Here is a 13,086-nt window from a genome sequence, read left to right as displayed (position 1 = left end):
CAACCGAAACATTTGAAAAAGTTACAGGTTGAAGAATAACAAAAATCAATAATTATTTACTAAATTTCATAGCTTGCAAAATGATTTTTTGATATTCTTTTTAATTAACCAACATGAAAATTATAGATCTATCCAAACCTATACAATATAACAAATCTGATCCTTGGTTTATGCGTGTAAAAATTAAGCACAAACCGCATAAAAAGGCGAAATGGTTGATTCGTATTCTTGGTTTACCTTTTAAGCTTTTTCCTAAAGATTTTATAGGATGGGCAGACGATAGTATACAAAAAATGGGAGTTCATGCCACCACTCATATCGATGCCCCTTGGCACTACTCCCCTACTACAAATGGAAAAAAATCTAAAACTATAGATGAAATTCCTCTAGATTGGTGCTACGGCGAAGGTTTAGTAATAGATATGAAACATAAAGCAGATTTTGACCCTATCACTGTTGCTGATATCCAAGGGTTTTTAAGTAAAAACAAACTTAATATTGTTCCAGAGATGATTGTACTTATTAAAACTGGACGTGATATCTATAATGGCACTAAAGATTTTCATAAAATTGGAACTGGGATGAGTGCCGAAGCTACAGAATGGCTTATTGATCAAGGCATAAAAGTCATGGGTATAGATTCTTGGGGGTGGGATTTACCTTTGCCATATATGATGAAAAAAGCCAAAGAAACTGGAAACCCAGAATTATTTTGGGAAGCACACCTTGTTGGAAAAAACAAAGAATATTGTCATATGGAGCAGCTGGTTAATCTAGATGCCTTACCCTATAGTGGCTTCAAAATAGCTGTTTTTCCTTTAAAAATAGTTGGTGCATCCGCTGCACCTGCGCGAGTAGTAGCTCTGTTAGGGTAGCCATTAATTTTATTTTTCTTAATTTTATAAACTATAAAGTACTACAAATGAAAAATAGTATAACTTCGCTTTATAGCATTTATCTAAATATTAAAAGTAGAGACTCTTACTTTTATCTATAACACTCTGTACCCTTTATTTAAATAAGGTACTTTTCATTTTATTTATTTCAATTATTAATATCATATCTGGGCAGTACATCTCTATACAATTTAGGATTAGGTTCTAAAATGTTATAAAGTAGATCGCGTGTATAAATAGTTTTTGATATACGATCAAAATACAAATCGCTTTGTATTACATGCCCTATTTAAAAAATCAGTTTAGACATGAAATTACCATATATAGAACCATATAAAATAAAAATGGTAGAAGCTATCAATCAATCTACCATTGCGCAACGTAAAGTTTGGATGAAAAAAGCCAAATACAATTTATTTAAACTATCAAGTGATCAGGTGATTATTGATTTGTTAACAGACTCTGGTACAGGCGCTATGTCTGATAAACAATGGGCAGAAATTATGTTGGGAGATGAAAGTTACGCAGGATCTAAGTCTTTTGAAAAATTAGAAACCACAGTTAAGAAAATTACTGGTTTTGAATATTTCATACCCACACATCAAGGAAGAGCAGCAGAAAACGTTTTATTTTCTGCTCTAGTTAAAGAAGGAAATCTTATCCCCGGAAACTCCCATTTTGATACCACAAAAGGCCATATCGAATTTAGAAAAGCGCATGCTATTGATTGCACAATTGATGCAGCGTTTGATACTACTATAGAGCATCCTTTTAAGGGAAATATAGATCTTCAAAAGTTAGAGCATGTGTTTCAATCTAACGAAATAAATACTATTCCATTTGTGCTTATAACCATCACCTGTAATTCTGCAGGAGGGCAACCTGTTTCAATGCAGAATATTCATGATGTTTCTGTTTTATGTAAGCAATACAATGTTCCTCTATACTTTGACTCTGCTAGATTTGCAGAAAATGCCTACTTTATAAAAACACGTGAAAAAGGTTATGAAAATATATCTATTAAAGACATTGTAAAAGAACTATTCTCTTTTGGAGATGGGATGACAATGAGTGCTAAAAAAGATGGTATCGTGAACATGGGTGGTTTTATAGCACTAAAAAGTCAAAAAGTATATAAAGCCTGTGTTACATATAACATCATGTATGAAGGATTTGTAACCTATGGTGGAATGTCTGGACGAGATATGGGTGCATTGGCAGAAGGGCTAAAAGAATCTACAGAATTTACCTATCTAGAAAGCAGGATAAACCAAGTACGTTATTTAGGCAAGCGTCTTGTAGAATTTGGAGTCCCAGTTCAACAACCTTTTGGTGGGCATGCGATTTATCTAGATGCTAATAAATTTGTAGCAAATATCGCTCAAGAAGAATATCGCGCACAATCATTGGCTATCGAGCTATATATCACCGCAGGAATTAGAAGTGTAGAAATAGGAACTATTCTAGCCGATAGAGACCCTATAACTCGAGATAACCGGTATCCCAAACTAGAATTAGTTCGTTTAGCTATTCCTAGAAGAACATATACCTTATCCCATATAGAATACATTGCTATAGCTATTAAAAATGTATTTGAAACTAGAAATGAGGCAAAAAGAGGGTATGACATCACCTGGGAAGCACCAATTATGAGGCATTTTACTGTAGAACTTGAAAAATTGTCCTAAAAATCAAGTTTGGCAAATTACTAAATGCCCTACCCGAATGAGTAGGGCATTTAATTTCTTAATTTAATAAAAAATAGCACGTCTAAAAAGTTTAGTTTTGTATTATATAACTAGTTTTTATGATCTTCGAAACACAAAAGCTTATTGTTAGATATCTTACTATACAAGACAAAGATGCATATTTTGATATGATGGGCAATCCGAATGTTATGAACCTTGTTCCAAGGCCAGCAATGTCACGAGAAGATAGTGACAAACATCTACATTGTGTTATGAACATTGATCATATGACTTCGGATACAAAAGTATGGGCAATCGAGAGTAAACTTGAAAACGATTTTATCGGTCTATGTGCTTTTTTAAAAAATGATGCAAATCAAGACGAAATTGGATATCGTTTAAGAGAAACGTATTGGGGAAAAGGATACGGAACCGAGATTGCCAAAGGACTAATTGATTATGGATTTTATACTATGAACTGCGATATAATTACCGCAGATGTCACCATAGATAATAGTAGATCGGCAAAGATTTTAGATAAGTTCTTATGTCGTGATAAAGAATTCTTTAATGCCAATGATAACTGTAATAATCGAAGATATAAGATCGATAAGATGTCTTGGATGAAAAAAAATAAGTAATTATAAATTCGAAAATGGATTATACACTAAATAAAAAAGCTTTAGAAGAAAATGGGTATTCAATCATTAAGAGTTTATATACAGAATCCGAAATTGATCAAATAGCAACATGTATAAAACACTCTCAAAAAAAAGAAGAGTCATTTTTAAGAACTAAAGACTTATTTGCTATAAGACAACTAAACAATGTAGTTCCTAGACTACGGGAATTGTTATTTAATGTAAAACTAACAAACCTTTTATCAGAATTATTTGACACCAAGTACTTTTTAACCAAAGCTATTTATTTTGACAAACCAAGTACATCTAATTGGTTTGTTGGGTATCATCAAGATTTAAGTATTTCGGTAAACAAAAAAATCGATATTCCAGGATATACTAATTGGACATTCAAAAGAGGCCAGTACGGCGTTCAACCACCTATTGAAATTTTACAAAACACCATCACATTAAGAGTTCATCTAGATGAAACAGACAAAAACAATGGTGCACTAAAGGTAATTCCTAAATCACATTTAAAGAATATATATCGTCCCGAATCCATTGACTGGAATATAGAAACAGAACACGTTTGCGCTATTGAGGAAGGTGGTGTCATGCTAATGAAACCTTTGACTTTACATGCATCTAATAAGACTACAAATGGTAAGCGAAGACGTGTGATCCATTTAGAATTCTGTAACCATGAACTGGAAAGCTCCTTAAATTGGCAAGAACGTTTTGAATTATAATAGATACTCAAATTCAAATGAAAAACTTCACACAGACCATCTTATTTTTTTCATTCATCTTATCTGTTGGGTGCTCAAAAAAAGATCATGCAAAAATTACTGTGGCCACAGCTGCAAATATGCAATTTGCAATACAAGAAATTGTTAAATCTTTTACCGAACAAACCGGGATTTCTTGTGATATAGTGATTGGCTCATCAGGAAAACTTACCGCACAAATTAAAGAAGGCGCCCCATATGATATTTTTATCTCTGCAGACACAAAATATCCCAAAGCATTATACACTCAAGGATTTGCAACGAACCCCCCTGAAATTTATGCTCATGGTAGTCTGATACTTTGGTCTATTTCTGACACGCTACGACCAAATCTTAAATTTTTAGATAAAGACTATATTCAACATATTGCACTAGCAAATCCAAAAACAGCCCCTTATGGTGAGGCAGCAATTTCTGTATTAAAACATTATGATATTTATCCTCAAATTCAGAACAAATTAGTGTATGGCGAAAGTATTTCGCAAACCAATCAATTCATAGTTTCTGGAGCAGCTCAAGTTGGTTTTACTACCAAATCAGTAGTATTATCACCTCAAATGAAAGGAAAAGGCAATTGGATCTCAATCCCTAAAAACAGCTACACTCCTATTGCTCAAGCGGTAATTTTAATACAAAAGGAAAAAGTATCAAAAAATGCAACCAAATTTTATGAGTATCTATTCTCGTTAAAATCCGAAGAAATTCTTGAAAATTTTGGATACCTTGTGACTGAAAAATGAATACACTTACTGGACAAATATCAACTATTGAAGTAAACGGAAGCTTAGCACTTATTACTACTAGAGTAAACGATGTATTTTTTACTGCGATTATCGTAGAAACTCCCGAAACCGCCTCTTATCTTAAATTAGGAGCCACTATTAAGGTATTATTTAAAGAAACTGAAGTTATCATTGCTACCCAAACCCCAGAATATCTAAGTTTACAGAATAAAGTTATAGGACAAGTCACCCAAGTAGATAAAGGTGTTTTATTAAGCAAACTAGTAATTAACACAAGTGTTGGAGACATCGTTTCTGTAATTACAACAAAAGCCGTTAACCAATTAGGTCTTACAAAAGGTAATCACGTTACTGCTATGATTAAGACCAACGAAATTTTATTAAGTGAATGATAGATTGGGAACCCTTAATATTAACTTTTAAGTTAGCATTAATAACTACAGTATTGTTGTTGTTTTTAGGCATTCCTTTGGCGTATTGGTTAGCGTATTCAAAATCAAAAATTAAACCTGTTATTGAAACTCTGGTGAGCATGCCGTTGGTGCTTCCGCCCACAGTAATAGGGTTTTATTTATTACTAGCCTTTAGCCCGTCAAATACATTCGGAAACTGGGTGAGTGAATGGTTAGGGTTACATCTTATATTTTCTTTCGAAGGGCTTGTTATTGCATCGATTTTTTATAGCTTGCCTTTTATGGTACAACCTATACAAGCTGGATTATCAAGTCTGCCAAAACAATATAAAGAAGCGTCGTATGTACTTGGTAAATCTAAATTTAAAACATTATTAAAGATAATCTTACCCAATATTAAACCTGCTTTATTAACAGGTATTGTACTTTCCTTTGCACATACAATAGGAGAATTTGGCGTTGTACTGATGATTGGAGGAAATATTCCGGGTAAAACGAAAGTAGCCTCTATTGCTATCTATGATGAAGTTGAAGCATTAAATTATAGCACTGCCAATACGTATTCATTAATATTACTGATCATTACTTTTAGCATTTTATTAATCGTATATCTTATTAATGGGGGGTATCTTAAAAAAATGAACAGATGATTCAACTGCTGTTGCATAAAAAATTACATACAGCAAAAGGCATGATGCCTCTTGATATCGATTTAGCTATTACTCCTGGAGAATTTGTGACACTTTATGGTGCCTCAGGGGCAGGAAAAACATCTACCTTAAGAATGATATCCGGTTTACTAACTCCTGATAACGGTAAACTTGTTGTTAATGATGTTGTTTGGTTAGACACGAGTAAAAAAACCAATCTCAAACCCCAACAACGAAAATTAGGTTTTGTGTTTCAGGATTATGCGTTGTTTCCTAACATGTCTGTTCTTAAAAATTTAGAATATGCTCTAGAAAAGCATCAGGATAACAGTATTATTACAGAACTTATTGATATGATGGAGTTAGGAGAATTACAGCATCAAAAACCTAGTACTTTATCTGGTGGACAACAACAACGTGTAGCATTGGCAAGAGCATTGGTACAACAACCCGAAATACTATTGCTGGATGAACCCTTATCTGCATTAGATACTAAAATGCGAATTAAACTTCAGGACTATATTTTAAAGGTGCATCAAAAATATAAACTCACTACAATATTGGTGAGTCATAACATTGGTGAAATTATAAAATTATCGGATCGTGTTTGTCTTCTAGAACAAGGAAAAATAATAAAATCAGGAATACCTTCTACCATATTTGCTACGCATCAAATGAGCGCTAAATTTCAATTTACAGGAGAAGTCCTAAGTATACAAAAAGAAGAAGTTGTCTTTATTGTTACCGTTTTAATAGGCACTAATGTTGTAAAAGTAATTGCTCAAGAATCTGAAATCGCTAACTTAACTACAGGAGATACCGTGATTGTTGCTTCAAAAGCTTTTAATCCAGTAATTCAGAAAGTTCTTTAATAAAGAGCGCAACGTATTTTCAAAAACAACATCTATAAAACATCTCTAAAGTATGAACTTTATAATTCAAAATATATGAAATTTAAGTTTACTATAACTCTGTCATTACTTTTGTTCATAGGTTGTACTAAAAGTGATGATAGCGGAATAATTATTGAACCTGCAGGGGCAGCAGAATATAGTATTACCAATCAAAGTGATCTTGATTTGGAGGTTGTTTTTACTCTTAACGGTCAACTTAATAATCAACCTGATCAATCCAAAATTATCAAGAGCAAAACATCTACCATAGTATTTAATGACGGTGCTTTTGGGTTTAATCCATTTCCATCATATACTTTTAACCAGATTAAATTCTATGAAACTCCAAAAGAAGAAAATAATCTCTTACTAACAATCTCTACTGTATCCGATGATGATTGGACTATTATTGGAAGAGAAGATTTCGAAACTGGCTATGGGTTAACTAAATTTGAATTTACTATCACACAAGAGAGTTTTGAATAACCCTATTGCTTAATGTGCGTAAAAATCTTGTTTTTAGGTATTTCATAAAGAGAATTCTATATTTACTACGTTATAATAATTAGTTCGTACTTTAAACTAAGTAAAAACTAATCTTATAACAATCATTCTATTGCAAACATAAACACTATAGGAGGCATTGATTTTTGAAACACATACACTACAAAATTCATTACAAAATTATATAGAGTCTATTTTCTATTTTAAAGACTTTATACCAGATCATTCTATAGAAAGAGTGGTTCCTACTGGGCATGTTTTTGTCATATTTGAATTGGACGGGATATCTAGAAATACTTTTGATAATGTCTCCTTAAAACCCAATGGTACTTTTACTAAAGTTTGGATTTCAGGTATGCATAAAAATTACCTATCTATCTCTGCTCATCAAAATTCAGAGATGTTTGTAATCCAATTTAAACCTTATGGCGCGTATCCATTTTTAAATATTCCTATTTATAAACTTAATAATCAAGTACGTGGGGCGCAAGAAATTTTAGGTAGAGAAATTTTAGAACTACGAAAATCACTTGTAGAAAATTCTACTCCAAAAGAAAAATTTGACCTTGCCGAAAATTGGCTGTTAAAAAGATTTGATACCGGTAAGTTACCCAATAAAGAACTAGTATCTACAATACAGAAACTCATAGACCAAGCACTATCCCAGCATAAACAAATTGTGGATAGCTATCCCAAAACACAAAAACATTTTATTGATCAAATGAAGGTGTTTTGCGGACTTACTCCAAAAGTTTTTCATAGAATAGTTCGATTTAACGAAATTCTACAACAAATTCGACAAGAAAAAAAAATAAATTGGTCGCAAATTGCGTATCAATTTGGCTACTCTGATCAATCACATTTTATCAAAGAATTTAAAGAGTTCTCTGGTTTTAATCCACAAGAATTTATTGATCAAGATTATGATAAAGGAGAACCCAATTTTTTTCCTTTAGATAGAGAAGGTTAATTTTTTACTATACATCATAATTTTGATTTGCTTTCTTTAAGATCGTAAATACATACTAGATGAAAAATATAATATGTGCCGTAAATTTCCTTTTACTATGGAGTATTTCTTATTCTCAAAACAGAACTATAAATTCAGAAAAAAGAGTTATTTCTAGAGTTGATTCTACGTACATCAACGAATTAGCATTGATCCAAGAATTTAAAGTAAATGTTTCTCTTGATTCTGTTTGGAACGCTTTTACTACGCAAAAAGGATGGGAAAGTGCATTTGTACCCATCGCCGAAGTTAATTTCAAAATCAATGGTACCATAAAAACTAACTATAACAAGAAAGCTACTATTAATGACCCAACCACAATAGTGTTACATGTTCTTAACTATGTGCCAAAAAGACTTATCACACTACAAGCAGAGATTTCAAGTTATTTTCCAAAAATTATGAAAAAAGATGAAAAAGATCTTTATAATATTATCTATTTTGAAGAAATTGAGCGTACTGTAACAAAGGTAGTTTCATATGGTATTGGATACAAAAACAATCCTGAATATAATAAACTTATGGCTTTTTTTATTCAAGGCAACGAAATGTCATATCAAAATTTAATTTCCTATTTAGAAACTGGTAAACCTGTAAAACACTAAGTCATGGATAAAGCACTACAAACAATGATCAATAATATGCCTCAAAAGACCGGGAAGACATTAGAAGAGTGGAAAAAAATCTTAAAAAGTAAGGCCTTTGAAAAACATGGACAAGCAATGACGTTTTTAAAAAAAGAACATGGTGTAACACATGGTTTTGCGAATACTATCATACAATTATCAAAAGAAAATACAGATACGCCATCAGACCTTGTGCATAAACAATATTTAGGTAAAGAAAACCTAAAACCTATTTATGAACAATTACTTGTTATCGTCGAAAAATTCGGAAAAGACATCAAAATAACACCTAAAAAAATTAGTGTAAGTATTATTAGGAAAAAGCAATTTGCCTTAATAAAACCTGCAACTAAAACAAGAATCGATTTAGGACTAAAATTAAAAGATAAACCAACTACCGATCGACTTGAAAATTCTGGACCTTTTGGCGCCATGTGTACACATCGAGTTCGAATAACGAATATAACCGAAATTGACGATGAATTAATCCACTGGCTTAAAGAGGCATACCAAAAAGCAGAATAAAAAAAATAAAAGGATTAAGCATTTTTATCTATTGATTTAAATCTTAATGTATAATTTATCAATCTACATTATTTAGAGAGTTTATATATTTACAATACTAAACGTATATTTTTAAAACTTTTTCTTTTTATACGTAAGCCTACAACGGTATAATCTTTGTTTTGCAAAACACGATTATTAATATTAAAATCACACAAAAAGTAATTATGTTCAAAGTAGTTTGTATTTTTTCGATATTTCTTATTTCTTGCTCAAACAATACAACGCGTAAGGATAATACCTCATCTCCTACAGCAGAAAGCACAAAAAATAACTTAAAAAACAATGTCAATAGTGCTAGCGACCCAATTAAAACTAATGAACAGATAATTACAGAAATTCGTCAGTTATATAAAGAGACTCTTGACAACAAACATTCATATCATCATCAAGACCTTGATGATTTTGAAAACTCTTCAGAAGGAGGGCAATTAACCATCTTCAAATCAGATAAGAAAATAAGGCTAATTGAAACTGTTTACTTCGGGCATTTAGGAAAGGTGAAACATGAATTTTATTTCCTTGATGATAAATTGTATTTTATGTATTCACAAGAACATGCATATAATGCTCCTCCAACACAACCTGAGTTTGATGATACAAAAACCTCGGTTGAAGAATCTCGATTTTATTTTTGGGATAACAAGATGATACGATGGATCAAACCTGATGGCCAACATGTCGATTCAAAGTCTGCCGAATTTGACAAGGAATTAAAACGAACCATGGAGATTGCAACCAAAACTCTTGAAACTTCCTATAAAAATTCTTTATCGAATCCCACAATTAAAGAAGAAATCGATCATTTTATTTGCTTTAAAAACAATGATGGTAACACTCCTAACATTACCATTGGGTATTCAAAGAAAGAAATAGCTCTTAATGTACGTTATGAGGGGCAGAAAGATGCCATGAGATTACAATTTGTGAAAAAAGAATTTAAGGAAGGGCATCCTAGTTATACAACAACATATAACGAATTGGTATATAGTGAATCTCGCGGGCCTGAGATAAATGGGAGATATGAAATAATTCATTCTGGAGTATGGGACTATGTAAAATATACCAGAGGTCGAGACAGTAAAGTTTTCAATTTTACTATCATTCATGACAAAAGTTATCAAAAAACACCATGCTTTTAGATTATGTTATAAGAACTATTACAAAAAAACGCAATGAGAATCATCATATACCATATGTTTTTTGTGAAGTTCATAACCATTTAAACATAGAAATAAAAAGACTTACCCTTGTAAACAAATCAAAAAAATTAGTCTAAAAACAGCTATTTTAAACTCTTAAAAAAATGTTAACTAAATAATTCGTCTTGTTAAAATAATTTTTCTATATTTGTCTCATCAAAATATTCTCACACACACTCATCTTTTCACTTAAGGTTTTATTCAAAAGCAGCTAAATTTCTAGCTACATTATCACTCAGTATTGATCATGTAATGATCTATTATTTACTATTAAATTACAATAGCTATTAGATTAGCTTAATGATATTAATATATGGTAAGGGTATTTATTTTCCACCCTGCTACATAGTAATTATATCGAAGGGAAAAGGCTCAAATGTATATACTTGCAAGGTTGTTAATTTGGGTTTGTTGGGGGACACGACGGGTATATAATTACAAAAAATCCCTCTCCTTTATGGAGGGGGAATTTTTTTTACATCTGATTTTTATAAAAATACAGAAGTTTATGAAAATGTCAGACAGAAATCACCTCATCTTCACTTAATAACTCTTCTTGCCGCAAACGTAGTATTATTTGTGCAACAGCTACAGTATCTTTTTCACAATAAATAATAATTCGATCGATATCTCCTTCTTCATAATACACTTGTCTTACTTGACTTCCATCGATATCGTCCTTTGGCGAAGGTATACCTAAAATTCCTGTCAATAACTTTAATGATGTATAATGCTTATAATCTCCAAATTTCCAAAGATCCAAAGTATCCAAATGTGCCACTTCCCATGGTTTTTTACCAAATAGATTAAGTTTATATGGTAGCGTAATACTATGAATAATCATTCTTCTGGCTATATATGGAAAATCAAACTCTTTACCATTATGAGCACAAAGCAAATGATGGGGCCTATTAAAATGTGTTTCTAAAAGGTTTTTAAAACCTAGTAACAATTGTTTTTCTTCTCCATAAAAAGAAGTTGTCCTAAACGATCTAGTTTCACCTTTAAATGTAAAATATCCTACAGAAATACAGACAATCTTACCAAACTCTGCCCATATTCCTGCTCGATCATAAAACTCTTCTGCAGAAAAATCTTCTTTTCTTTGATATTTTGTTTTGTCCGCCCAGAGATACTTCATTTCATCACTAAGATCATCAAAATCTTTATGTTCTGGTACTGTTTCTATATCCAAAAACAAAATATGTTCTAGGTCTAATTTATGAAGCATGAGCTAACATTTTATAAGCTTCTTCAATAAAAATATAGAAGTCTTCACTAAACGATTTTTGAGGTCCTCCTCTTTGATGTCCTAATCGCACAATGATCACATTATCTTCTGGGATGCAGATTACATATTGTCCTAAAATTCCTCTCATGGCAAAGATTTTTTTATCTAAATGATCCGATATCCATAAACCGTAACCATACATATCATCTTTTTCAAATCTAGGTTTGGTTATTTTTTCTGTAAACTCTGCTGGTAAAATTTGTTGTCCGGCAAAAACACCTTTATTTTTAAACAAGATACCAAAACGTGCAAAATCTCTTGCATTACTAGCTACGCAACAATACGCTTTTTCCATACCGCTATTTTCACTGTCTAATTGCCATATTGCTTCTTGCTCCATTCCCATAGGTTTCCAAAAATTTTCGCTTAAATAAGCAGATAAGGTTTTACCGGTAGCTTTTTCTATCACCATACCCAATAGTTGAGTATTACCACTTAAGTATTTAAAACGTTGACCTGGCTCTTCTGTAACTTCTAATCCCAATAATACTTCTCTAATATTTGTATCATAATATGCTTTGGCTGTTATCGAGAATGGGCTTTTGTAACTTTCTTCCCAGTTTAATCCCGAAGACATTGAAGATAAATCTCCTACTGTAGTTTTTGCCGCTAGACCTTCAGAAAACTCCGGAAAAAAATCTCCTAATGGCTGGTCTAAACTCTTAATATAACCATCCATAATAGCTTTTCCAAGCATAGCAGTAACCATACTTTTTGCCATAGAGAAGGAGTTTGTTTTAGATGTCTCATTAAACCCTTCTGCATATTTCTCATACCATATGCTATCGTTTTTAATAATCATATAGGCAATAGTTCCAAACTTTTGATTGGTTTTATGTAATCTATCAGTTGCTTTTACGGCATTATATTGTTTATGTATAGCCCAGGGAATAGTTGCATTTCCTTTTTCTATAGTGCGATTATCAAAATAACGATAATCGTCTAAATACGCAGTTGTGTGGCCTGTCATATACACAACACGAACTCCTTTAAGAATATATTCTGAATCAAAAATGTACAATAACACTACACATAAGAGTATAATAGCAAGAAGTCCCTTTAAAAAGAATTTGAGTATACGTTTAATCATTTTTATATAAAGTTGATTTTAAGCCAATTTAATTAAAAAAAACGAACGACTTAGAACGCAATGATAAAATATAACAGTTTCAAAAAATGAAACTGCATGAATTATT

At 31.8% G+C, this 13,086-nt stretch carries 15 protein-coding genes; 13 read left to right on the top strand and 2 right to left on the bottom strand.

What is annotated here, in order from left to right; all coding sequences use genetic code 11:
• Window positions 1-113 precede the first annotated feature (113 nt).
• From AWE51_RS25135 to AWE51_RS25075, 13 genes are all read left to right on the top strand, one after another.
• A complete protein-coding gene (locus AWE51_RS25135) occupies window positions 114-875 on the top strand; it encodes a cyclase family protein (RefSeq protein ID WP_066319946.1) in 762 nt (253 codons plus the stop codon).
• 329 nt (window positions 876-1,204) lie between these two features.
• Entirely contained in the window at window positions 1,205-2,584 is a 1,380-nt protein-coding gene (locus AWE51_RS25130; RefSeq protein ID WP_066319942.1) for a tryptophanase, read from the top strand.
• 119 nt (window positions 2,585-2,703) lie between these two features.
• A complete protein-coding gene (locus AWE51_RS25125) occupies window positions 2,704-3,225 on the top strand; it encodes a GNAT family N-acetyltransferase (RefSeq protein ID WP_066319939.1) in 522 nt (173 codons plus the stop codon).
• Window positions 3,226-3,239: 14 nt separating this feature from the next.
• Window positions 3,240-3,956, top strand: a complete 717-nt coding sequence (locus AWE51_RS25120; RefSeq protein WP_066319937.1) for a phytanoyl-CoA dioxygenase family protein — start codon at window positions 3,240-3,242, stop codon at window positions 3,954-3,956.
• A gap of 17 nt (window positions 3,957-3,973) precedes the next feature.
• Entirely contained in the window at window positions 3,974-4,735 is a 762-nt protein-coding gene (gene modA / locus AWE51_RS25115; RefSeq protein WP_066319933.1) for a molybdate ABC transporter substrate-binding protein, read from the top strand.
• Window positions 4,732-5,130 carry a TOBE domain-containing protein gene (locus tag AWE51_RS25110; protein WP_066319932.1) on the top strand — a complete coding sequence of 133 codons (399 nt, stop codon included), beginning with the start codon at window positions 4,732-4,734 and terminating at the stop codon, window positions 5,128-5,130. The genes modA and AWE51_RS25110 overlap by 4 nt, the downstream gene beginning before the upstream one ends.
• Complete coding sequence (gene modB / locus AWE51_RS25105; protein WP_066319930.1) at window positions 5,127-5,801, top strand: molybdate ABC transporter permease subunit; 675 nt, start codon at window positions 5,127-5,129, stop codon at window positions 5,799-5,801. The genes AWE51_RS25110 and modB overlap by 4 nt, the downstream gene beginning before the upstream one ends.
• Window positions 5,798-6,673, top strand: coding sequence for a sulfate/molybdate ABC transporter ATP-binding protein (locus AWE51_RS25100; RefSeq protein WP_066319929.1), 876 nt, complete (start codon window positions 5,798-5,800; stop codon window positions 6,671-6,673). Before modB ends, AWE51_RS25100 begins: the two co-directional genes overlap by 4 nt.
• A 75-nt stretch (window positions 6,674-6,748) precedes the next feature.
• The gene (locus AWE51_RS25095; protein WP_066319927.1) at window positions 6,749-7,180 is read left to right on the top strand and encodes a hypothetical protein; all 432 of its coding nucleotides are present in this window, start codon (window positions 6,749-6,751) and stop codon (window positions 7,178-7,180) included.
• A 157-nt stretch (window positions 7,181-7,337) separates the two neighbouring features.
• Complete coding sequence (locus tag AWE51_RS25090) at window positions 7,338-8,168, top strand: helix-turn-helix domain-containing protein (RefSeq protein WP_066319925.1); 831 nt, start codon at window positions 7,338-7,340, stop codon at window positions 8,166-8,168.
• A 59-nt stretch (window positions 8,169-8,227) separates the two neighbouring features.
• Entirely contained in the window at window positions 8,228-8,812 is a 585-nt protein-coding gene (locus tag AWE51_RS25085; RefSeq protein ID WP_066319923.1) for a hypothetical protein, read from the top strand.
• Between the two features lie 3 nt (window positions 8,813-8,815).
• Window positions 8,816-9,358 (top strand): DUF4287 domain-containing protein, encoded by a 543-nt coding sequence (locus AWE51_RS25080; RefSeq protein WP_066319921.1) that lies wholly within the window; start codon window positions 8,816-8,818, stop codon window positions 9,356-9,358.
• A 206-nt stretch (window positions 9,359-9,564) separates the two neighbouring features.
• Complete coding sequence (locus AWE51_RS25075) at window positions 9,565-10,539, top strand: hypothetical protein (RefSeq protein ID WP_066319920.1); 975 nt, start codon at window positions 9,565-9,567, stop codon at window positions 10,537-10,539.
• A gap of 577 nt (window positions 10,540-11,116) precedes the next feature.
• Here the strand turns inward: AWE51_RS25075 and AWE51_RS25070 are convergent.
• Window positions 11,117-11,830 (bottom strand): 3'-5' exonuclease, encoded by a 714-nt coding sequence (locus AWE51_RS25070; protein ID WP_066319918.1) that lies wholly within the window; start codon window positions 11,828-11,830, stop codon window positions 11,117-11,119.
• Complete coding sequence (locus tag AWE51_RS25065; protein WP_066319917.1) at window positions 11,820-12,980, bottom strand: serine hydrolase domain-containing protein; 1,161 nt, start codon at window positions 12,978-12,980, stop codon at window positions 11,820-11,822. Before AWE51_RS25065 ends, AWE51_RS25070 begins: the two co-directional genes overlap by 11 nt.
• Between the last annotated feature and the right edge of the window lie 106 nt (window positions 12,981-13,086).

Source organism: Aquimarina aggregata (genome assembly GCF_001632745.1).
GTDB classification, from domain to species: Bacteria; Bacteroidota; Bacteroidia; order Flavobacteriales; family Flavobacteriaceae; genus Aquimarina; species Aquimarina aggregata.
This window is presented reverse-complemented; position numbering and strand designations above follow the sequence as displayed.